Origin of the sequence: Mumia sp. ZJ430 (genome assembly GCF_011751845.1) — a bacterium.
In the GTDB taxonomy this organism is placed as follows: Bacteria; Actinomycetota; Actinomycetes; order Propionibacteriales; family Nocardioidaceae; genus Mumia.
This window is the reverse complement of the sequence record NZ_JAAHFK010000004.1, coordinates 799,477-821,227: the sequence shown is the minus strand read 5'-3', so window position 1 is coordinate 821,227 and position 21,751 is coordinate 799,477. Positions and strand designations below refer to the sequence as shown.

Genomic DNA, 21,751 nt, shown 5'->3' with positions numbered 1-21,751 from the left:
CGTCGAAAACCCAACCAAAGGCTAGGCAACAACTTCCGTTATGACCCGGACTAACTATTTGCTGACAAATAATTGTCACGGAATCAACCCCAAACACTCACCCCTCCGAAGAGAAGCAAAAGTCCGAGGCCTTACTACTGATTATCTCGTCGACTTTTGGCACACTGTTGAGTTCTCAAACATCAGACACACAAAACCCTCAACCCCCACGGGCATCAGATCAAGGCGCGACCCCCAAACCTACCAGAACTTCGCGCAGCGGCCAAGATGGCCACCGTTCGGTGGTCTCAGAGGGAGGGGGTGTCGATCCGGGGTCCGCAGGCCCGGCCTCTCGGCCTTGCCCGCCGCCGTCCCCGGCAACAAGAAGAACATTACGCGGAGGAAAACCGTTGGTCAAACCGGGGGGCTGTGTCGTGGCTCACAACGACTGTCTTTGCAGGTCAGAGCCCCTTTTCTCCTCGAAAGTCCAGGGCCCGGCGTCGCGGCGCGACACCGAGCCCTGCGGACCTCTCGGACAAGTTCGGACAGACCGGTCAGGCCCTCTCGACCTCGGCGCCCGCGATCGACTTCTTGCCCTTGCGGAGGACCACCAGACCACCCTGCAGCTCGGCGTCGTCGAGGGTCTGCTCGGGATCCTCGACCCGGGCGTTGTTGACGTACGCGCCGCCCTCCTTGACGGCACGGCGCGCGGCCGACTTGCTGTCGACGAGGCCGGCGTCGACGAACGCGTCCACGACGGTCGTGCCGGGCGGGACGGACACCAGCCCCGCCTCGACCAGAGCAGCGCGCAAGGTCGTCACAGGGAGATCGACCAGCTCGGCACGTCCGAACAGCGCCGCCGAAGCCTGCTCAGCGGCGCGTACCTCGTCCTGCCCGTGCACCATCGCCGTCACCTCGGCTGCCAGGCGGCGCTGCGCGATCCGCAGCCCCGGCTTCTCGGCCGACTCCACGGCGATCGCGGCGATCTCGTCGAGGTCGAGGAAGGTGAACTGCTTGAGGTACTCGATGACCTTCGAGTCCTCCGCCTGGATCCAGGTCTGGTAAAACGCGTACGGCGAGAGCATCTCGGGGTCGAGCCAGAGCGCTCCCCCGGTCGACTTGCCGAACTTCGTCCCGTCGGCCTTGGTGATCAGCGGGGTCGACAGGGCGTGGACCTTCGCTCCCTCCGCACGCCGTACCAGCTCGACGCCCGCGGTGATGTTGCCCCACTGGTCGCTGCCGCCGGTCTGCAGCGAGGTGCCGTACCGGCGGTAGAGCGCGAGGTAGTCCATCGACTGCAGCAGCACGTAGCTGAACTCGGTGTAGCTGATCCCTGACTCCAGCCGACTCGCCACCACCTGCCTGTCGAGCATCCGGTTGACGGGGAAGTGCTTGCCGATGTCACGCAGGAAGTCGATGACGTTGACGTCCTGCGTCCAGTCGAGGTTGTTGACCACGAGGGCCGCGTTGTCGCCCTCGAACGAGACGTACTGCTCGACCTGCGCCCGGATCCGTTCGACCCAGTCGGCGACGGTCTCTCGGCTGTTCATGGTCCGCTCCCCCACGTCCCGCGGGTCACCGATCAGACCTGTGGAGCCGCCGACGAGGATCAGCGGGCGGTGTCCGGCCAGCTGGAGCCTGCGCGCGGTGAGCAGCTGCAGCAGGTTGCCCATGTGCAGGCTCGGTGCCGTCGGGTCGAACCCCACGTAGAAGGTGAGCGGCCCCGCCGACAGATCGGCGCGCAGGGCGTCACGGTCCGTCGAGTGCGCGATGAGTCCGCGCGCCTCGAGGTCGTCCAGGACGTGGGTGGTCACGGTGTGTCTCCTCTGTCGGGATCGCGGCCAGGCAAGGGCCGATCCCTGCAAGTCTGCCGCACCGCGCACGTCACCTGACGATCAAGAGCGCCCCGGCCGGCAGTCCTGCCGGCCGGGACGCCGATCGATCGTGCTCCTCCCGTCCCCCGATCGGGAGGGAGCACGATCAGGACAGACCCGTCGCCGCGCGGAACACGCCGGTCGGGTCCTCACGTGCGACGAGCTCACGCAGGCGTTCGAGCTCGCCGTACGAGGCGGAGCGGTCCAAGGAGTCCCACGGGGCGAGCAGTGTCGACCCGACGGCCCCCTCGGTCCACGGCAGCAGTGCCTCGGACACCGTCTCGAAGCCCTTGACGATCATCGGCTCCATCGACGGGTCCGGTACGAGCGCGAGCGACGTCACCAGGAACTCCGACCGCACCGCGGTGACGAACCCCGGGCGGTGGCCCGGGCGTACGGCTCCCACGTGCCGGACCTGGATCTGCATGACGCCGGGAGTCCCCGAGACCGCCAGCAGGGCTTCGACGGTCTGCGGCGTGAGATCGCCGAGCGGCCGTGCGCAGTGCAGGGCCGGCATCGGGTCGACGGGCTCTTCGCAGATGTCCCCGACCTCGGAGGCCGTACGGACACGCACGGTGTCGTAGACGACCGGCCCCGCAGCGCGTACGGGCGCCAGTGCGGACTTGAGGAGCTCGAGACCGTCCGTCGTGGCTCCCTCGATCACGACGAACGACTGCCCCCGCACCTCCTCCGGGATGAACGACACGTCCGGCAGGTGGACGATCGACGCCCAGAGCGACACCGAAGGCGGCGCCGACGCCGTGGCGTCCACGTAGGCGTCGAGCACCGCGCGGGCCGCGACGAACGGGAACATCAGCCGCCCGCCCGCGATCTCCGGTGCCGGGTGCAGATCGATCTCGACGGCCGTCACGTACGCGAGGTTTCCGCCGCCCCCGCGCAGCCCCCACATCAGCTCGGGATCGGAGGTGTCGTCGACCCAGCGCACCTCGCCCTGGGCATCGACGACCTCCGCGGCACGCAGCGAGTCCGAGCCCATGCCGAACGCGCGGGTGAACCACGAGTAGCCGCCCTGGAGCGTGTAGCCGACGACCGAGACGTCTGGGTTGGAGCCGATCATGCCGGTCAGGCCGGTGCCGTCGAGCTTGGCCTGGAGCGCTCCCCAGCGCACCCCGGCACCGACGCGAGCGATCCGGGCGACCGGGTCGATCGCGAGGTCGGTCAGGCCGCTGCTGCGGACGACGATGCTCCCGGCGAGCCGGGAGGTCGCTCCGTGACCGCCGGCCTGCGGCGCGACAGCGAGGCCGTTCGCCCGGCCGAAGCGGACCGCGGCCGCGACGTCTCTCGGGCTGTGCGCGAAGACCACGGCAGCGGGTGCCTGATCGATCGCGAGGTTCCACGGTCGGCTGATCTCGTCCCACCCGGGGTCGCCGGGGGTGACGAGACGCCCGCCGAGCTGCACCCGCAGCACATCGAAGTCGACGTCGTCGTCGACTTCGGTGGGGTGACCCGGTCGGATCCCGATCGTGTCGGTGGTTGTACTCATCGATGCTTCCTTGCTCCGTGGCCGCTGGTTCGCGACGGCCTTCTGCTGTGACCGTCACACCGTCACGGAAGCCGCTTGCAGAGTCCTTGGAGTTCGCTTGGGGTATGGGAAAACCCCCGTCCTGGCACGGTCGCGCGCCTATGCTCTGAGCCATGTGGCTCGCTGTTCTCGGACCGGTCGAGATGCACGGCGAGCAGGCATCACCGCCGGTCGCGCTCGGCACGCGCAAGCACCGCGTCCTGCTCGCGACCCTTGCGCTCGGCGCCGGGAACGTCCAGAGCGTCGACGTGCTCATCGACTACCTCTGGGGCGACCACCCGCCCGGCGGTGCGCACGGCACGCTGCAGGCGTACGTGTCGGGCCTGCGGCGGGCACTGGCGACGGTGCTGCCGCCCGGCGCGGCCTCGCCGTTGCGGACGGCCGGTGGCGGGTACATCCTCGACACGGATGCTCTGACGATCGACGCGGCGACCGCGAGCGACCTCATGCAGGGAGCGCACCGCCGGCTCGGACCGCTCGTCCGGCACGCGATCCCGGGCTCAGGGGTGGTGGGGTCGGACGTTCTCCAGCAGGCGGCGGACGGCCTCGACGCCGCGGCTGCCCTGTGGCGTGGGCGCCCGTACGACGAGCTCGGCGAGCACCCCCAGGCCGTCGCCGAGCGGGCGCGCCTCGACGAGCTGCGCCTCCTCGCGCTCGAGGACCGCGCGACCGTACGGCTGGCCCAGGGAGAGCACGCCACGGTCGCCGTCGAGCTGGAGTCGCTCACCGCCCAGCACCCGCTCCGCGAGCGCCTGTGGACACTGCGCGCGGTCGCACTGGCCCGCAGCGGGCGTCAGGCCGACGCGCTGGAGTCGATCCGCGTACTGGCGACCACCCTCGACGACGAGCTCGGCCTCCAGCCCGGCACGCAGGTCCAAGAGGCGCAGACGGCGATCCTGCGGCAGGACCCCGCGATCACGTGGTCGGAGGAGGCGCCGCCACCGGCACCCGCGCCGGCCAACCCCGTACCGGCTCGTCCTCGGTCGCGCCCCCAGCCACGACTCCCCCGGCTCCCCGCCTGGCCGATGGTCGGACGCGACCGCGAGCTCACGCTGCTCCTCGACCGGCTCGAGGCCGCCGACGCAGGCGAGCCGCAGTTCGCGTGCGTCGCCGGCGAGCCAGGGATCGGCAAGTCCCGCCTGGTCGCCGAGGTGCTCGCCCGGGCGCGCGAGCGCGGCGCCCGCGTCCTCGTCGGCCGCTGCTCCCAAGACAGCGGTGCTCCCCCACTGTGGCCGTGGGAGTCGATCCTGGACGGGCTCGGTGGCGCCGTGCCGACCTCGATGGGCGCCGACCCCGACAGCGAGCGCTTCGCCGCGTGGGACCGCATCTGCCGCCAGGTGCTCGACGCCGCGAGCGAACGCCCCCTCGTCGTCGCGCTGGACGACCTCCAGTGGGCGGATCCGTCCTCGCTGGGAGTCCTGCGCCACCTCTGCGCGGTGGCCCACGAGTCACGCCTCCTCCTCCTCGTCACCATGCGGACCCACCCCGAACCCAGCGGGCCGGTCGCAGAGACACTCGAGGCCCTCGCCCGTCGCCACGCGGCCTCGGTGGCGCTGAGTGGCCTGTCGGCGCCGGAGACCGCCGAGGTCCTCGCCGCGGTCTCGGCACAACCCGTCGCTCCCGCGGCGGCGGAGGCGATGCGCGAGCGTACGGAGGGCAACCCGTTCTTCGTCGTCGAGTACGCGCGGCTCCTCGGCGAGGCGGGAGGCGACGTGGAGCTCGAGCCGCCCACCGCCGTCGCCGACGTCGTACGACGCCGCCTGTCGGCGGTCCCCGAGAGCACGCTCGACGTCCTACGGCACGCCGCGGTCGTCGGGAGGCGCTTCGACCTCGCCACCGTGATGAGCAGCACCGGGCTCAGCGATCTCGCGGTCCTCGACCAGCTCGAGCCGGCGACGGCGGCAGGGATGCTCCGAGACGAGGGGGACGACCGGTTCCGGTTCGCTCATGCACTCGTCCGGGATGCGGTGTACGCGACGCTGTCGCCCTCGCGGCGTCAGCGGATGCACGCCCGGATCGCCGAGGCGCTCGGCGACGACCGGCGTGCGTCGAGCCGGGTCGCGGAGATCGCGCGCCACTGGGCGGACGCGGGCGAGGACCACGCCGCACAGGCCTGGACCTCGGCATACCGAGCAGCGCTCGCGGCGCAGCGGCGCCACGGCCACGACGAGGGGGCCGAGCTGCTGCACCTAGCGCTGACCCGCATCGACCTCGACCCCGACGCCACCCCTGCCGACCGGTACGAGCTGCTTCTCGCGCTGGCCGACGCCGCTCGCTGGGCGGCACGCTGGGACGAGCTCACCGACGCCGTCGAGGAGGCGATCGCGGTCGCCGACGAGATCGGTGACCCCGAGCTCCTGGCCCGTGCCGCGGTCGCGACGACGCGCGGCGCGCTGTGGCAGAGCCGCCCGTCCGGAGAGACGAAGGAGACCGTCGTCGGAGCACAGCGGCGGGCGCTGGCCGCGCTGCCGCCCGGCGACTCGGCGCTGCGCTGCACGCTGCTGATCAGCCTGGCCAACGAGCTGTACTACACCGCCACCGAGGCGGAGTGCCAGCTCCTGGTCGCCGAGGGGCTCGACATGGCACGGCGCCTCGGCGACGACGCGCTGGTGATGGAGATGTGCTCCGCGGCGTTCCTCGCGGTCTGGCACCCCTGGACCGCCGAGCAGCGTCTCGCGCTGGCCGACGAGGCGGTCGCGCTCGCCGGCCGCCTCGGCGATGCCCGCGCGGAGACGATGGCGCTCGCGCAGCGGGCCGCCGTGCACAGCGAGCTCGGCAACGTCGAGGACCTCGAACGCGACCTGGCAGAGGCGCGCGGTCTCGCGCACGCGCTCCAGCTGACGTACGCCCAGTGGTTCCTCGACTGCATGCGGCTCCCCTGGCTGGCGATGCGCGGTGACCTCGACGCCGCCCGCGCGACGATGGCCGACCTCATGACGCTGATCGACACGATCGCCGTCCCGCACAAGCACGACGCAGTCGGCGGCCTGATGCTGGTGCTCGGGATCTGGGGCGGGCTCGACGAGAAGGAAGACGCCGGGCTCGGACAGCTCGTCGCCGCTGCTCGCGTGCCGATCCACATGGCGGCCACCGGCATCCTCGTCCGGCTCGGCCGTCTTGACGAGGCACGGGCGATGTACGAGGAGTCGCAGCCGTCGCTCGACGACGACAGCTGGATCGCGCCGCTCATCTGGGGTTTCGGCGCGGAGGTCGCCCTCGCGCTGGGTGAGCGCGACCTCGCTGCGGCGGCGTACGGGCGGCTCGCCCCGCTGCGTGGTGGCGTCCTGAGCGCGGGGTCGACGATCGCGATGGGACCGGTGGACGCCTTCCTCGCCCTGGCTGCGGCCGCGAACGACAACCTCGAGCTCGCGACGCTGCACGCGGACGACGCCGTACGGCTGATGCGGGAATGGCGGATCCCGCTGGCCGAGGAGTGGCTCCAAGGTCAGCGGGATCTGCACGGGTTCTGAGCGGGCCCGAGCCCGCCCGGTCAGTGCCGGTCGGCGCCGGCGTCCGCGACCAGCCGATCGAGCTGCCGCTTGGTCTGCGCGAGCCTGACCACCACGGCGGCCCGGACGTCGCGGTCTCCGCTGTGGGCCATCCATGCGAGCCCGTCACCGCACACGGTCATCGTCTCCGCGAGGGCGGCCATCTCCAGGCCGGGGTCCGGCACAGGTGGCCGTTCGGCCGCGAGCCGGTGCCAGCGGCGGTGCAGCCGTGCCCAGCCTCGCCGGTCCTCGACGGGGATTCCCACCGCGGCGTTGACCACCGCCGCCACCTCACGCTGGTACGCGCGGTCGAGCGTCGTCGTGCTCATGCCGAGACCCCCTCATGCTCGTCCGCGCTCCCGGGCGGCCCCACCGGCCCAGCCGCCACGGGCACCGCGCCCGCGTCCGCGTCCAGCTCGGCCCGCACGTGCGGGAGTCGACGGTCGATCCACGCGGGAAGCCACCAGTTCCAGTGGCCGAGCATCGTCATCGTCGCGGGGACGAGGACCAGCCGGACGAGCGTCGCGTCGAGCGCGACGGCGACGGCCATCCCGAGCCCGAGCATCTTGACCGTGACGTCGCCCTCCGTCGCGAACCCGAGGAAGACGGCCACCATGATCGCCGCCGCGCTCGAGATCACGCGTGCGCTGGACGCGAGGCCCGAGACGACGGACCCGCGGGCGTCGCCCGTACGGAGCCAGCCCTCGCGGATCCGCGACAGCAAGAACACCTCGTAGTCCATCGACAGCCCGAACAGGATCGCGAACATCAAGATCGGAACCCAGCTCGAGACAGGGACGGCATGGTCCATCCCGAGCAGGGACGAGCCCCAGCCGTGCTGGAACACCAGGGTCACGACCCCGTACGCGGCGCCGATCGACAGCAGGTTCATGAATGCCGCCTTGATCGGGACGACCACCGAGCGGAACATCATCGCCAGCAGCAGCATCGACACGAGCACCACGAAGCCGACGACGAGCCAGATGCGCTCGGACAACATCGTCGAGATGTCGGTCAAGATCGCCGTACCGCCGGTGAGCTGGACGCCGTCTGGCAGCGTGTCGGCCCGCAGCGACGTGATCAGGTCGGTCGTGCGCTCGTCCTGCGGCCCGAAGGCGGGCTGCGCGTCGAACACCGTGATCGCCCCGTCCGACGACGTGGCCGCGGGACCGACCGACGCGATGCGCGGGTCGTCGGCGAGGTCCTCGCGCAGCCGCTCGGTCTGGGCCGGGTCGACGGTGCCTGTGTCGGCGACGAACGTCAGCGGCCCGTTGGCGCCGTGGCCGTACTCGGCCGCGACCAGGTCGTACGCCTGCCTGGTCGTGAACGACGTCGGGTCGGCGCTGGCGTCCTGCGGGAACGTCCGCATACCCAGCGCCGGCGCGGCGAGCGCCACGAGCACGACGAGTGCGGCGAGCGCCCACGGCAGCGGGCGCGCCCCGATCCGGCGCGCCCAGCGGCCGGTGAGGGTGGAACGGGCGGCCTGGTCGGCGCTGTCCTCGTACGGGCGTCCACGGTCCTTGCGGGCGACGAGCCGGTGGCCGGCCAGACCGCAGAACGCGGGGACGAGTGTCAGCGAAGCCGCCATCACCGCAGCGACGGCGATCGCGGTGGCGGCCCCGAACGCCGAGTACATCGGCAGTCCGGCGAGACCGAGGCCCATCAACGAGACCAGCACGGTCAACCCGGCGAAGACCACCGAGCGACCCGCGGTCGCGACGGCGTACCCGGCGGCTTCGACCTTCGACTGGCCGCCGCGCAGCTGTTCGACGAAGCGCGTGACCAGCAGCAACGCGTAGTCGATGCCGACTCCCAGCCCCACCATCGTCGCGACGGTCGGCGCGGTCGAGCTGACGTCGGTCGTCGCCGCGAGGAGCGTCACGCCGGCACTGCCGATCGCGAGCCCGACCAGCGCCACCACGATCGGCAGGCCTGCTGCCACGACCGAGCCGAACGTCAGGACGAGGAGGACGAGGGCCACGCCCACGCCGATCATCTCGCCGCGCCCGCTCATCTCCATCGCGGACCCCGGCACCTCTCCGCCGTACTGGACCTCGACGCCTTCGAGGTCGGCCGCGGCGACCGCGTCCTCGAGCGGCTCGAGCGCCCCGATCACATCGTTGTCGGTGACCGGGACGTCATAGCGCAGCGTCAGCAACGCGGTGTCGGCGTCCTGGGACATCTGCGGCGGCGACACCTTTATGACGTGCGGGACGTCGGCGAGCTCGCCGGCGAGCCGGCTGAGGTCACCTTCCGCGAGAGCATCACCGTCAGGGTCGTGCACGGCGACGAGAGCACTCGCTCCACCCGCCTGCGGCATGTGGGCGCGCAGGGCGTCGAGCCCCGCCTGGCCCTCGGCCCCGGGGACGTCCCAGTCGTCCTGGAACGTGCCCCCGGCGCTCGACGCGAACGCGAGCACCCCGACGAGCACGACGAGCCACGCGCTGAGCGTGCGCCACGGGTGTGCCGCGGCCGCTCGGCCGAGGCGGTACAACATGCTGGACATCACAAAGCTCCTTAGTCATCCGTCTGGACGGAAAGGAGCCTTGCGCGGGCGGCTTGGGAATCGCTTGGGAACGGCTTGGGGTGGCGGCGCTAGCGCTGTGTCCGGCGCATCACGGCAGGCGTCGGTGCCCAAGCGTCCACCAACGCCCGCGCCGTACGAACAGCTAGGCCGTACCGCTGCTGCGCCTGGCCCGGCGCGACAGCGAGTCGATCGTCACGGCGAGCAGCAGGACCGCGCCCGTCACGATGTAGCGCACCTCGGCCTCGACCCCGATGAGGTTGAGACCGCTCGTGATCGACTGGAGCACGAGCATGCCGAACAGCGCCGCGTACGCCGAGCCGCGCCCGCCGAACAGGCTCGTCCCGCCGATGACCGCGGCCGCGATCGCCATCAGGTTGGTGTCGGTGCCGCCGCTGGACTGCGCGACAGACTGCAGGCGTCCCGCGGCGAGGATGCCGCCGAGCACCGCGAACGTCGAGCACGCCGCGAACACCGTGATGTAGACCTTGTTCACCGCGACGCCCGCGCGCCGCGACGCCTCCTCGTTGCCGCCGACCGCGAAGACCGAGCGGCCGAACCGCGTCCTGCGCAAGATCAGGTCGACCGCCACGATCGTCGCCACCCAGAACAGCGGCATGTAGCCGACACCGCGGTCCTGGTTGAGGTACCAGGCGCCGAACAACAGCGCCGCCACCATCAGCACCGCCCGGACCACCGCGCCCTGGAAGGAGGGCGCGGAGAGGTTCGCGGCGCGACGGCGCTGGATCGTCCGCAGGCGGGTGCCGAGGTAGACCAGACCGATGACGACCGCGAGACCGTACGAGACCGGCTCGGACAGGAACTTGAAGTTGGCGAACTCGATGAGCCACGAGTCGACCGGCAGGTTCACCGTGCCGCGGCTGCCGAGGACCCACAGCTGGACTCCGAGGAACGCGAGCAGGCCGGCCAGGGTGATGACGAAGCTCGGGACCCCGAACTGCGTGAAGAGCAGCCCGTAGAACGTGCCGATCGCCACGCCCGCGGCGAGCGCCAGCAGGATCGACGGGAGCAGCGGCCAGCCCTGGTAGACAAGCATGACCGCGAGGATCGACCCGCCGACACCGCTGACCGAGCCGACCGACAGGTCGATCTCGCCGAGGAGCAGCACGAGCACGATCCCGAGCGAGATCATGCCGATCGTCGCGGAGTCGAGGCTCAGGTTGACCAGGTTGCGCGAGGACAGGAAGCGCTCGTTCTGGAGGAAGAAGATCACCCAGATCGCGAGGAGCCCGATGATGACCGGTGCCATCCCGAGGTCCCCCGAGCGGATGCGGCGACCGAAGGCCCTCAGCGTCGCGCGCGGCGAGTCCGTGCCGACGAGGCGTTCGTCGCTCTTGTCGTACGTGGTGGTCATGCGTCGCGCTCCTCGTCCGAGTCGGGGGTGGCGGCATCGGTGGCACCGGAGCCGCCGTCGGGCAGGACGGCGAACGGATCGATGTCCTCCGGGGTGATCGGGGTCCCCGTACGGTCGCGGGCGGCGCGCTCGGCGACGACGTTGTCCGAGGCACCGGTGATCGCGGCCACGAGCTGCTCCGTCGTGACGTCGGCGATCTCGAACTCTGCCCCGTTGCGCCCGAGGCGAAGGACGTAGATCCGGTCGGCGACGGCCTGCACGTCCGCCATGTTGTGGCTGATGAGGATCACGCCAAGGCCCCGTGTGCGCAGCCTCTCGATGAGGTTGAGGGCCTCTGCGGTCTGCGCGACGCCCAGGGCAGCGGTCGGCTCGTCGAGCATCACGACCTTGGGGTCGCCCACGAGGCTGCGTGCGATCGCGACGGTCTGGCGCTGGCCGCCCGACAGCGACGCGATGGGGATGCGGACGGACGGGATCTTTGCGGAGAGCTGTTGGAGCAGCTCCCAGGAGTGGCGTTCCATCTCCACCTCGTCCAGGACACCGGCGCTGGTGCGCTCGTGGCCTAGGAAGAGGTTGGCGACGACGTCGAGGTTGTCGCAGAGCGCGAGGTCCTGGAAGACCGTCGCGACGCCGAGCGCCTGCGCGGCCTTCGGACCGGGGATCGACACGGGGCGGCCGTCGAAGATGATCTCGCCGCCGTCGGGCTGATAGACGCCGGACATGATCTTGACGAGGGTCGACTTGCCCGCGCCGTTGTCTCCGACGAGCGCGACCACTTCGCCGGGTCGTACGTCGATCGAGACGTCGCTGAGGGCTTGCACGGCGCCGAAGCGCTTGTCGATGCCGCGCAGCGAGAGGATCGGCTGGCTGCCGTCGTTCATGATGTCCTTCGCTGGTGGGTGAACGTGGGCGATCCGGGTGGCCACGATGCGACGTGGCCACCCGGACCCGGGGGTGTGGGGTGGATCAGCTGAGGCCTGCGGCTGCGCACGCGTCGGCGTACTCGGCAGTGCAGATGTCCTCGACCGTGTAGAAACCGTCCGCCACGACGGTGTCCTTGACGTTGTCCTGCGTGACGACCACCGGGTCGAAGATGAACGACTTGACGCCCTGGAAGTCGGTCGTCTCGCCCACGTCGTCGCCGTTGACGATCGCGACGGCAACCTCGGCAGCCTTTTCGGCCTCGGTCTTGATCGACTTGTAGATCGTCATGTACTGGTCGCCGGCCACGATGCGCTGGATCGCGGCGAGCTCGGCGTCCTGGCCTGTCACCGGCGGGAACTTCGTCAGCCCGTCGGCGCGCAGTGCGGCGATGACGCCGCCTGCCTGCCCGTCGTTGGCGGCGTACACGCCGGCGAGCGACGCAGCATCGGTGTTGTTGAGCTGCGACGTGACGAACTTCTGCGCGTTGTCCGGGCTCCAGTCCGGGTTGTCGAACTCAGCGACCACGTTGAGGCCGCTGGCGTCGATCGCCTTGTGCGCGCCCGCCTTGAACTGGGCAGCGTTCGGATCGGTCGGCGCACCGTTGAGCATGAGGATGTCGCCGGTGCCACCGGTCGCCTCGACGAGCGCCTCGCCCTGGAGCTCGCCGACCCGCTCGTTGTCGAACGACAGGTAGTAGTCGGCGCCCTCGATGAAGCGGTCGTACGCGACGACAGGGACGTCGGAGGACTGGGCCGACTTCACGATGCCGACGGCGGCCTCGCTGTCGACCGGGTCGAGCACCAGCACGGCCGCGCCGTCGGTGATCGCCGACTCCGCCTGCTGCTGCTGCTTCGACGCGTCCTGGTCGGCGTTGAGGTACTTGACGTCGCAGTCGTCGCACAGCTCCTTGACCTTGGCCTCGAAGAGCGGCTTGTCGAAGGCCTCGTACCGGGTGGTCTTGGTCTCGGGGAGCAGCAGGGCGATCGTCTTGCTGTCGCTGCCGCCGCCTCCGCCATCACTGTCATCGTCCCCGCCGCAGGCGCCCAGTGCGGCCGTGAGGATCACGACCGACGCCGCCCCTACAGCGGTGCGCGCAAACTTCTTCACTGTTCCTCCCCAGGAGTTTGTGACGTGGCACACATGGCCACGCCTATTCGCCGCAAGTCTTCGGTCGCGCGGCTAAATCGTCAAGTCGTGAACGATAGAGCGTTGCCAAACCGCAACATTGCTTTGAAATGTTCACCTCTTGACGATTCTTGGGAGCGGGCTAGGTTATGGCCATGCCCCCTCGGTCCGGATCGACCTCTGCGCTGCGCTCGGCCAACCTCGACCGCGTCGTGGACCTCCTGCGCGCCGTCGACGAGCTCAGCCAGGCCGAGATCGCCCGTCAGACCGCGCTCGCGCCTGCCACGGTCTCCAACATCGTGCGCCACCTCGTCGCGATCGGGCTCGTCGAGACGACAGGGACGGTCGGGCGGCGCGGATCGACCGTCCGGATCTCACGCGAGGCCGGGCTCGTCGCAGGGTTCGACTTCGGCCACTCCCACCTCCAGGTGGCCCTCGGCGACCTGGCCGGCAGGCTCGTCGCCTCGTCGCAGTGCCCGCTCGACAACGACCACGCGTACGCCGACGGGCTCGCGCTCGCCTCGACGATGCTCGCCGAGCTCCTCGACGGCCTCGGCGAGGACGCGAAGCGGGTCCACGCCGCGGGTGTCGGGCTGCCCGCACCCATCAGCCGTGACGGTCGGATCACGGCCGGGTCGATCCTCCCGGGGTGGGTGGGGGTGACGGCGTCCGAGGTCGCGTCCGAAGAGTTCGGCGTCCCCGCCGTCGTCGACAACGACGCCAACCTCGGCGCGCTCGCCGAGCTGCGCACGGATCCTCGCGTCACGACGCTCGCCTACCTGAAGGTGTCCTCCGGGATCGGCTGCGGCCTCGTCCTCGACAGCCGGGTCTACCGCGGCGGGCTCGGCACGGCGGGCGAGCTCGGACACATCACGCTCGACGAGTCAGGTCCGCTGTGCCGGTGCGGGAGCCGCGGATGCCTCGAGGCGTACGCGGGAGGCTCGGGGCTGGTCGAGCAGCTTGCCGGCCGGCTCCCCGACCTCACGGTCCACGAGCTCGTGGAGATCGCGGCCGCGGGCGATGCCGGTGCTCGTCGCCTGCTCGAAGACGCAGGGCGTGCGCTCGGACAGGGTTCGGCGATCGTGGCCAACCTCCTGAGCCCCGAGCGCATCGTGATCGGCGGCGACCTGGCCTGCGAGATCGTCGTCGACGGCATCCGCGACGGGCTGCGCCGGCACGCGGTCGACGGCTTGCGCGGCGGGGTGGACGTGTCGCTCTCGACGCTCGGCGACCAGGCGTCGGTCGTGGGCGCGCTCCTGATCGCCCTCGACGCTGTGGCGCTGCCGGGCTGACCGTGTGTGACGGCCACCGGCGAGCTGGCAGGACGGGGAGGACAGCTCAGACGACGGCGGAGCCGCTGCCCAGCGCAGCGACCAGGTCCTCGGCCGTGGGCACGCCCTCGAACTCGCGCCCACCGACGATGACGGTCGGCGTCGCGCTGATCTTGCCGAGCGCGTTCTTGGACAGCGACGCGACGAGGTCTGCGTGAGACTCCCCTGTCACGCACGACTCGATGGAGGCACCGGCATCGTCTCCGAGCGCGACGAGGGTCGCGTCGGTCAGCACCCCGCCGACCGGCTGGTTCTCGAGGAGCTCGTGGACGTACGTGGCGTACGCGGCGGGGCCGGCATCGGTGGCCGCGCACAGCGCGGCGTTGACCGCCCGCGCCGACGAGCGCTCCGTCGTGCCGTTGTCGAGGAACGAGACGAGACGGTACTCGAGCGTGATCTGCCCACCCTCCAGGCGCTCTTGGAGCATCGACCCGTGCTCGGCGTCGAAGGCCTTGCAGTGCGGACACAGCGGCTCGACGTAGACGACGACGGGGATCGGGTCGGACGCCTCCGCGGCCTCGGTGTCGAGGTCGTCCGACGACACCACCACTCCCCCGTCGACGGTCAGCCCGGGCACCTCCGTCGCGGCGCCTGACCGCGAGCCTCCGACGGCCAGGTCGGCGGCGCTGCCGCACGAGGTGACCAGGAACAGGCACAGGACGAGTGTCACGACTCGTACGAGGGGGGCACGCCGCATCCCGACATCATCCCAGAGGCTCGGGCGCCGCCGCCCGTGGACTGCGTCGGTACGCCGAGACGGTCGGGTCACCGGTCAGCCAGAACCGCCACGGGACGTCGGCCGCCTGGGAGACGCCGACCCTCGGCCCCGCGCTGATCGCCTCCGCGAGGACGTCGGGGCGCCGCAGGACGACCTCCGGCCCGGTCAGCGACGACCCGTTGTGCGCGAGGGCGAGACCGAGCGCCTGAGTGAGGTTGGCAGGCCCGCGGGCGAGCCGGACGTCCGGCACCTGCCCCCTGCGTGAGCGGGCGAGGTCGACCCCCCGGACGACCTCGCCCGCCCGCAGAAGCACCGCCGACGCGTCGCCCTCACGGCCGACCACGACGTTGGCGCAGTAGTGCATGCCGTACGAGAGGTACACGTACAGCACCTCGGGCGGCCCGAACATGATCGCGCTGCGCGGCGTCGGGCCGCGGAAGGCGTGCGAGGCGGGATCGTCGGTCCCGCCGTACGCCTCCACCTCGGTGATCCGCACGGTGACGTCGCCGTGCGTCAGCATCGCCCCGAGCAGCCTGCGCGCGTGCGTCTCGACCGTGAGCGTGTCCACGGCGCCCAGTCTGCCCGCTCAGTCTGCCCGGCCCAGGCGGGCCCGCAGCTCGGCGAGCTGCTCGGCCACCCGTACGGGCGCCGTGCCGCCGCGGGCATCGCGCGAACCGATCGAACCCTCGACGCTGAGCACCTCGCGCACCGCGGGCGTGAGGTGCGGCGAGATCGACGCGAGCTCGTCGTCGGTGAGGTCCCACAGCTCCTTGTCCTGGCCCTCCGCGACGCGGACGCACGCGCCGGAGATCTCGTGCGCGTCGCGGAACGGCACGCCTTCGCGCACGAGCCACTCGGCGATGTCGGTCGCCAGCGCGAACCCCTGCGGTGCCAGCGACTCGAGCCGTTCGGTGTGGAACGTCAGCGTGGCGATCATGCCGGTGAACGCCGGCAGCAGGACCTCGAGCGTGTCGACGGAGTCGAACACCGGCTCCTTGTCCTCCTGCAGGTCACGGTTGTAGGCCAGCGGGAGCGCCTTCAGCGTCGCCATGAGCCCGGTCAGGTTGCCGATCACCCGCCCGGCCTTGCCCCGGGCGAGCTCGGCGATGTCCGGGTTCTTCTTCTGCGGCATGATGCTCGAGCCGGTGGAGTAGCCGTCGTGGAGCGTGACGAATCCGAACTCCTTGGTGTTCCAGACGATGATCTCCTCGGCGATCCTCGAGAGGTCGACACCGATCATCGCCGTGACGAACGCGAACTCCGCCACGTAGTCGCGCGACGCCGTCCCGTCGATGGAGTTCGGAGCCGATCCGGTGAACCCGAGGTCGGCCGCGACCTGCTCGGGGTCGAGCCCCAGCGATGACCCGGCGAGCGCGCCCGACCCGTACGGCGACTCTGCCGCGACCCGCGCGTCCCAGTCAGCAAGCCGGTCAAGGTCGCGCACGAGCGGCCACGCATGGGCAAGCAGGTGGTGGCTCAGCAGCACCGGCTGCGCGTGCTGCAGGTGGGTGCGCCCCGGCATCGCGACGCCCAGGTGCTTGTCTGCCTGGTCGGCCAACGCCACGACCAGACCGCGCACCAGGCGGCCGATCTCGGCGGCGTGGTCGCGCAGGTAGGTCCGGCCCAGGGTCGCGATCTGGTCGTTGCGCGAACGTCCGGCGCGCAACCGTCCGCCGAGCTCAGCACCGAGCCGCTCGACGAGGCCACGCTCGAGGGCGGTGTGGACGTCCTCGTCACCCAGGTCCGGGGTGAACGCACCGGAGGCCACGTCGGCCTCCAGCGCGTCGATGCCGGCGAGCAGCGCCGTCAGGTCGTCCTCGGTCAGGAGGCCGGCTCGACCGAGCACGCGCGCGTGGGCACGCGAGCCCGCGAGGTCGTACGGGGCCAGACGCCAGTCGAAGTGCGTCGAGCGCGACAACGCCTCGAGCTCGGGCGAGGGGCCGGACGCGAACCGGCCTCCCCACAGCGCCGTGCGCTCGCCCTCCGTACCAGTGGTCTCGTGCTGCTCGCCAGCCACGCTCACTCCCCTGCCAGGGACTGGTCGCGCTTGTTCGCCAGCGTGCTCGACATGCCGAAGATCTCGATGAAGCCCTTCGCCATGCTCTGGTCGAACGTGTCGCCCTCGTCGTACGTCGCGAGGTTGAAGTCGTACAGGCTGGTCGCCGAGCGACGGCCGGTGACCGTCGCCTTGCCGGAGTGCAGCGTCATCCGCACCTCGCCGGTGACGGACTCCTGCGACTTCGTGATGAACGCGTCGAGGGTCTGCTTCAGCGGCGAGAACCACAGGCCGTCGTACGCCAGCTCGCCCCAGCGCTGGTCGATCCCGCGCTTGAAGCGGGCCAGCTCGCGCTCGACGGTGACGTTCTCCAGCTCCATGTGGGCGGCGATGAGCGCCATCGCGCCCGGCGCCTCGTAGATCTCGCGGCTCTTGATCCCGACGAGACGGTCCTCGACCATGTCGATGCGGCCGACGCCCTGGGCGCCTGCGCGGGCATTGAGCTGCTGGATCGCCTGGAGCATCGTGACGGGCTTACCGTCGATCGCGACCGGGGCGCCCCCCTCGAAGGCGATGACGACCTCGTCGGCGTCACGCTGCTGCGCCGGGTCGGACGTGTAGGAGTAGAGGTCCTCGATCGGGCCGTTCCAGATGTCCTCGAGGAAGCCCGTCTCGACGGCGCGGCCCCAGACGTTCTGGTCGATCGAGTACGGCGACTTTTTGGTCACGTCGATCGGCAGGTCGTGCTCCTCGGCGTACGCGATCGCCTTCTCGCGCGTCCACGCGTAGTCACGGACCGGGGCGATGACCTTGAGCTCGGGGGCGAGCGCCTTCGCGCCGACCTCGAAGCGGACCTGGTCGTTGCCCTTGCCGGTGCAGCCGTGCGAGACGGTCGTCGCGCCGTGGTAGGTCGCGGCCTCGACGAGGTGCTTGACGATCAGCGGGCGCGACAGGGCGGACACCAGCGGGTAGCGGTCCTGGTACAGCGCGTTGGCCCGCACTGCCGGGAGGCAGTAGTCCTCGGCGAACTCGTCCTTGGCGTCGATGACGATCGACTCGACCGCACCGCACTCGAGTGCGCGCTTGCGGACGATGTCCATGTCTTCGCCGTCCTGGCCGACGTCGACGGCCACCGCGATGACCTCGGCACCGGTCTCCTGGCCGAGCCAGCCGATGGCCACCGAGGTGTCCAGGCCGCCTGAGTACGCGAGTACGACCCGTTCGGTCATGTGGTTTCTCCTAGTTCAAACGTGTCGGACATGACTACTTGTCCGAGAGAGCGTGGGTGGTGTCCGAGACCTTCGTGGTCTCGGCGGTGGCGAGAGCCCGGAACTCGTCCGCGACGCCGGGTCCGCCGGTGGGGTCCTTGCAGATGACGAGCACGGTGTCGTCCCCCGCGATCGTCCCGAGGAGGGCGCCCAGTGCCGCGTGGTCGATCGCCGAGGCGAAGAACTGTGCCGCACCGGGCGGTGTTCGGAGGACGACCAGGTTGGCCGACCCCTCTGCCGACACCAGCAGCTCGTTGCAGAGCCGGGCGAGCCGCGCCTGCGCCGAGACCGTCTCCACCGCCGGTCGCGGAGTACGGTCACCGCCCTCCGCAGGCACCGCGTAGACGAGTCCGCCCCCGGGATGGCGTACCCGTACGGCGTCGAGCTCGACCAGGTCGCGCGACAGCGTGGACGGCGTGACCTGCAGCCCGTCGGCGGCAAGGAGGTCGGCGAGGTCGGTCTGCGAACGGACGACGTGGGTGCCGAGCAGCTCGACGATACGCCGTTGCCTCGCCGCCTTCGTCCCCGGGATGGTGCTCACGACGACGCTCCGGCCGCGGCCTCGCGCAGCAGCCACACGAGCAGCGCCTTCTGGGCGTGCAGGCGGTTCTCGGCCTCGTCCCAGACCACGCTCTGCGGGCCGTCGATGACGTCGGCGGCGACCTCGAGACCGCGGTACGCCGGGAGGCAGTGCAGCACGATCGCGTGGTCGGCGGCCTGCGCGAGGAGCTCGGTCGAGATGCCGTACGCCCCGAAGGTCGCGATCCGCTCGGCCTTCTCGTCCTCCTGCCCCATCGAGACCCACGTGTCGGTCGCGAGCACGTCCGCGCCGGCGACCGCCTCCGCCGGGTCGGTGTGGACCGAGACGGAGCCGCCGGTCGTCTCGGCGATGCGCGCGGCGTCGGCGAGCACGTCGGCGCGGGGCGCGTACGAGGCGGGCGCTCCGATGCGGACGTGCATCCCGGCGACGGCACCCGCGAGCAGGTACGAGTGGGCCATGTTGTTGGCCCCGTCACCGAGGTAGGTCAGCGTGAGCCCGGCGAGCCGGCCCTTGTGCGCGCGGATCGTCTGCAGGTCCGCGAGCAGCTGGCACGGGTGGAAGTCGTCGCTCAGCGCGTTGACGACCGGGACGTGGCTGACCGCGGCCATCTCCTCCAGCCCGGACTGGGCGAAGGTGCGCCACACGATCGCCGACACCATGCGCTCCAGCACACCGGTCGTGTCGGCGACAGATTCACCGCGGCCCATCTGGCTGCTGCCGGCGTCGATCACCAGCGGGCTGCCGCCGAGCGCGGCGATGCCGACCGCGAACGACACGCGCGTCCGCGTCGACGCCTTGTCGAAGATCACCGCGACGGTCTGCGGGCCCTCGAGGGGACGCTCGGCGTACGGAGCAGCCTTGAGGACGTCGGCCAGGTCGAGGATCTCGGCCTGCTCGGCGGGCGAGAGGTCGTCGTCACGCAGGAAATGCCTCATGCCTCGATCTCCTGGTCCTCGTTCGCGTAGGTGTCCAGCACGGCGCGGATCACCGCGACGGCCTCGTCGGCCTGATCCTCGGTGAGGATCAGCGGCGGGACGAGCCGCAGCCGGTCGGGTGCGGCGGCGTTGATGACCACGCCCGCGTCGAGCACGGCCAGCTGCACCTGCGGCGCGACAGCATCGGTCAGGCCGATGCCGACGAGGAGGCCGGCCCCTGAGGTGTCAGAGACGAGCGGGTGGTCGGCCAGCCCGTCGCGCAAGCGCTGCCCCACGCGCGTCGCGTTGGCGAGCAGGCCGTCGGCCTCGAGGGTGTCGAGCACCGCCAGGGCCGCCGCCGCCGCGACGGGGTTGCCGCCGAAGGTCGTGCCGTGGTTGCCGGGCTGGAGCAGGTCGGCGGCCGCGCCGACGGCGAGGCAGGCACCGACAGGGATCCCGCCGCCGAGGCCCTTGGCCAGGGTGACGACGTCGGGGACGACGCCGGTCACGGTGTGCGCGAACCACTGGCCCGTACGGCCGATTCCGGTCTGCACCTCGTCGAGCCACAGCAGCGTGCCGTGCGCGGAGGTGATCTCGCGTGCCGCCTGGAGGTAGCCGGCGCCGGGTTCGACCGCGCCGGCCTCGCCTTGGATCGGCTCGAGGACGACGGCGGCCACGGTCTCGTCCACGGCGGCCCGCAGTGCGTCGACATCGCCGTACGGGACGAAGGTGACGTCGCCGGGCAGCGGCTCGAACGGAGTCCGGTAGGCCTCCTTGCTCGTGAGGGCGAGCGCACCCATCGTCCGGCCGTGGAAGCTCCCGGTCGCGGCGACCAGGCGGGTTCTGCCTGTCCGGCGCGTGAGCTTGAGCGCCGCCTCGTTGGCCTCGGTGCCGGAGTTGGTGAAGAAGACCTTGCCGTCGGTGCCGAGCAGAGCTAGCAGCCGCTCCGCGAGCGTGATCTGCGGCTCGGTCGCGAAGAAGTTGGAGACGTGCCCGAGGGTGCCGAGCTGCTCGCCCACGGCCTTGAGCACCGCGGGGTGCGCGTGGCCGAGGGCGTTCACCGCGATGCCGGCGAGCAGGTCGAGGTAGCGCGTGCCGTCGGCGTCCCACACGTACGCCCCCTCGCCGCGCACGAGGACACGCTGAGGCGTGCCGAAGGTGTTCATCAGGGAGCCGGCGTAGCGTGCCTGCCACTCCGGCTGCGCCGTCGCGGCACTCATGCGAGCCTCCTCAGGGCCGTCCGGATCAAGGTCTCGGCCTCGGGGAGCACCTGGGTCCCCACGCCCTCGTCGGTGAAGATCTCGAGCAGCACCGCGTGCGGCTCGCGTCCGTCCACGACGGTCGCCCGCGGCACCCCGCCCCGTACGGCCTTGAGGCACGCGCCCATCTTGGGCACCATGCCGGACGCGAGGCTCGGCATCAGCGCCTCGAGAGCGTCGACGCCGATCTCACCGATGACGTCGTCGCTCTCCGGCCAGTCGCGGTAGAGGCCCTCGACGTCGGTGAGGACCAGCAGCTTCTCGGCACCCAGCGCGACCGCCAGCGCGGCAGCGGCAGTGTCCGCGTTGACGTTGTGGACCTGACCGTCGGCGTCGGGCGCGACCGAGGAGACGACCGGCACACGACCGGCCTCGATGAGGTCGAGCACCGCCTCCGGCCGGACCTCGCTGACCTCGCCGACGAGCCCGAGGTCGACCTCCTCGCCGTCGACGACCGCGTGAGTCGGCACGGCGGTGAAGAGCCCGGCGTCCTCCCCCGACAGCCCGACCGCGACGGGGCCGTGGGCGTTGAGCAGGCCGACGAGCTCACGGCCGACCTGGCCGACGAGCACCATCCGAACGACGTCCATCGCCTCGGGCGTGGTCACCCGCAGGCCGCCGCGGAACTCCGAGGCGATGTCGAGCCGGTCGAGCATCGAGGAGATCTGCGGGCCGCCTCCGTGGACGACGACGGGACGGAACCCTGCGTACCGCAGGAACATGATGTCCTCCGCGAACGCCTTCTTGAGCTCGTCGTCGACCATGGCGTTGCCGCCGTACTTCACGACGATGACCTTGCCGTGGTACTTCATGAGCCACGGCAGCGCGTCGGCGAGGATCGCGGCCTTCTCGGTCTTGCGCTTCCAGTGCGCCGGGACCTCGTGCACGGCGT

17 protein-coding genes are annotated in these 21,751 nt (G+C 71.0%); 2 read left to right on the top strand and 15 right to left on the bottom strand.

Features of this window, described 5'->3' with window-relative positions:
• Positions 1-533: 533 nt before the first annotated feature.
• Positions 534-1,793: a tyrosine--tRNA ligase gene (gene tyrS, locus HCT63_RS20135; protein ID WP_167009170.1), complete on the bottom strand. Its 1,260-nt coding sequence runs from the start codon at positions 1,791-1,793 to the stop codon at positions 534-536.
• Between the two features lie 166 nt (positions 1,794-1,959).
• On the bottom strand, positions 1,960-3,357 hold the full coding sequence (locus tag HCT63_RS20130; protein ID WP_167009167.1) for an FAD-binding oxidoreductase: 1,398 nt from the start codon (positions 3,355-3,357) through the stop codon (positions 1,960-1,962).
• 152 nt (positions 3,358-3,509) lie between these two features.
• On the opposite strand from HCT63_RS20130, the gene HCT63_RS20125 reads away from it, so the two are divergent.
• Complete coding sequence (locus HCT63_RS20125) at positions 3,510-6,866, top strand: BTAD domain-containing putative transcriptional regulator (protein ID WP_167009164.1); 3,357 nt, start codon at positions 3,510-3,512, stop codon at positions 6,864-6,866.
• A gap of 20 nt (positions 6,867-6,886) precedes the next feature.
• On the opposite strand, the gene HCT63_RS20120 is transcribed toward HCT63_RS20125, so the two are convergent.
• The 5 genes from HCT63_RS20120 to HCT63_RS20100 form a co-directional block, all read right to left on the bottom strand.
• On the bottom strand, positions 6,887-7,213 hold the full coding sequence (locus HCT63_RS20120) for a hypothetical protein (RefSeq protein ID WP_167009162.1): 327 nt from the start codon (positions 7,211-7,213) through the stop codon (positions 6,887-6,889).
• On the bottom strand, positions 7,210-9,390 hold the full coding sequence (locus HCT63_RS20115; protein WP_167009159.1) for an MMPL family transporter: 2,181 nt from the start codon (positions 9,388-9,390) through the stop codon (positions 7,210-7,212). Before HCT63_RS20115 ends, HCT63_RS20120 begins: the two co-directional genes overlap by 4 nt.
• A gap of 163 nt (positions 9,391-9,553) precedes the next feature.
• The gene (locus HCT63_RS20110) at positions 9,554-10,783 is read right to left on the bottom strand and encodes a sugar ABC transporter permease (protein ID WP_167009157.1); all 1,230 of its coding nucleotides are present in this window, start codon (positions 10,781-10,783) and stop codon (positions 9,554-9,556) included.
• Entirely contained in the window at positions 10,780-11,664 is an 885-nt protein-coding gene (locus HCT63_RS20105) for an ATP-binding cassette domain-containing protein (protein ID WP_167009153.1), read from the bottom strand. The genes HCT63_RS20110 and HCT63_RS20105 overlap by 4 nt, the downstream gene beginning before the upstream one ends.
• 85 nt (positions 11,665-11,749) lie before the next feature.
• On the bottom strand, positions 11,750-12,814 hold the full coding sequence (locus HCT63_RS20100) for a substrate-binding domain-containing protein (protein ID WP_167009150.1): 1,065 nt from the start codon (positions 12,812-12,814) through the stop codon (positions 11,750-11,752).
• A gap of 173 nt (positions 12,815-12,987) precedes the next feature.
• On the opposite strand from HCT63_RS20100, the gene HCT63_RS20095 reads away from it, so the two are divergent.
• Positions 12,988-14,124: an ROK family transcriptional regulator gene (locus HCT63_RS20095; RefSeq protein WP_208322531.1), complete on the top strand. Its 1,137-nt coding sequence runs from the start codon at positions 12,988-12,990 to the stop codon at positions 14,122-14,124.
• 46 nt (positions 14,125-14,170) lie between these two features.
• Here the strand turns inward: HCT63_RS20095 and HCT63_RS20090 are convergent, their stop codons facing one another.
• Genes HCT63_RS20090 through argB form a run of 8 tightly spaced genes read right to left on the bottom strand, consistent with a single transcriptional unit; the run spans position 14,171 to position 21,671 of the window.
• Positions 14,171-14,860 carry a thioredoxin domain-containing protein gene (locus HCT63_RS20090; RefSeq protein WP_167009144.1) on the bottom strand — a complete coding sequence of 230 codons (690 nt, stop codon included), beginning with the start codon at positions 14,858-14,860 and terminating at the stop codon, positions 14,171-14,173.
• A gap of 7 nt (positions 14,861-14,867) precedes the next feature.
• Positions 14,868-15,449, bottom strand: coding sequence for a DNA-3-methyladenine glycosylase (locus HCT63_RS20085; protein ID WP_255490707.1), 582 nt, complete (start codon positions 15,447-15,449; stop codon positions 14,868-14,870).
• Between the two features lie 18 nt (positions 15,450-15,467).
• Positions 15,468-16,898, bottom strand: a complete 1,431-nt coding sequence (gene argH, locus HCT63_RS20080; RefSeq protein ID WP_208322530.1) for an argininosuccinate lyase — start codon at positions 16,896-16,898, stop codon at positions 15,468-15,470.
• Positions 16,899-16,900: 2 nt separating this feature from the next.
• A complete protein-coding gene (locus HCT63_RS20075) occupies positions 16,901-18,106 on the bottom strand; it encodes an argininosuccinate synthase (protein ID WP_167009139.1) in 1,206 nt (401 codons plus the stop codon).
• A 34-nt stretch (positions 18,107-18,140) separates the two neighbouring features.
• Positions 18,141-18,677 carry an arginine repressor gene (locus HCT63_RS20070; protein ID WP_304608949.1) on the bottom strand — a complete coding sequence of 179 codons (537 nt, stop codon included), beginning with the start codon at positions 18,675-18,677 and terminating at the stop codon, positions 18,141-18,143.
• 5 nt (positions 18,678-18,682) lie between these two features.
• Positions 18,683-19,621 (bottom strand): ornithine carbamoyltransferase, encoded by a 939-nt coding sequence (argF, locus tag HCT63_RS20065; protein WP_167009133.1) that lies wholly within the window; start codon positions 19,619-19,621, stop codon positions 18,683-18,685.
• Positions 19,618-20,820 (bottom strand): acetylornithine transaminase, encoded by a 1,203-nt coding sequence (locus HCT63_RS20060; protein WP_167009130.1) that lies wholly within the window; start codon positions 20,818-20,820, stop codon positions 19,618-19,620. Before HCT63_RS20060 ends, argF begins: the two co-directional genes overlap by 4 nt.
• Positions 20,817-21,671, bottom strand: a complete 855-nt coding sequence (gene argB / locus HCT63_RS20055; protein ID WP_167009393.1) for an acetylglutamate kinase — start codon at positions 21,669-21,671, stop codon at positions 20,817-20,819. The genes HCT63_RS20060 and argB overlap by 4 nt, the downstream gene beginning before the upstream one ends.
• Positions 21,672-21,751: the final 80 nt, after the last annotated feature.

Bases quoted from the DNA above. Each gene is read 5' to 3' on its own strand.
- HCT63_RS20130 (WP_167009167.1), bottom strand. From the start codon at position 3,357: ATGAGTACAACCACCGACACGATCGGGATCCGACCGGGTCACCCCACC.
- HCT63_RS20125 (WP_167009164.1), top strand. From the start codon at position 3,510: ATGTGGCTCGCTGTTCTCGGACCGGTCGAGATGCACGGCGAGCAGGCA.
- HCT63_RS20120 (WP_167009162.1), bottom strand. From the start codon at position 7,213: ATGAGCACGACGACGCTCGACCGCGCGTACCAGCGTGAGGTGGCGGCG.
- HCT63_RS20115 (WP_167009159.1), bottom strand. From the start codon at position 9,390: ATGTCCAGCATGTTGTACCGCCTCGGCCGAGCGGCCGCGGCACACCCG.
- HCT63_RS20110 (WP_167009157.1), bottom strand. From the start codon at position 10,783: ATGACCACCACGTACGACAAGAGCGACGAACGCCTCGTCGGCACGGAC.
- HCT63_RS20105 (WP_167009153.1), bottom strand. From the start codon at position 11,664: ATGAACGACGGCAGCCAGCCGATCCTCTCGCTGCGCGGCATCGACAAG.
- HCT63_RS20095 (WP_208322531.1), top strand. From the start codon at position 12,988: ATGCCCCCTCGGTCCGGATCGACCTCTGCGCTGCGCTCGGCCAACCTC.
- HCT63_RS20090 (WP_167009144.1), bottom strand. From the start codon at position 14,860: ATGCGGCGTGCCCCCCTCGTACGAGTCGTGACACTCGTCCTGTGCCTG.
- HCT63_RS20075 (WP_167009139.1), bottom strand. From the start codon at position 18,106: ATGACCGAACGGGTCGTACTCGCGTACTCAGGCGGCCTGGACACCTCG.
- argF (WP_167009133.1), bottom strand. From the start codon at position 19,621: ATGAGGCATTTCCTGCGTGACGACGACCTCTCGCCCGCCGAGCAGGCC.
- HCT63_RS20060 (WP_167009130.1), bottom strand. From the start codon at position 20,820: ATGAGTGCCGCGACGGCGCAGCCGGAGTGGCAGGCACGCTACGCCGGC.
- argB (WP_167009393.1), bottom strand. From the start codon at position 21,671: ATGAAGTACCACGGCAAGGTCATCGTCGTGAAGTACGGCGGCAACGCC.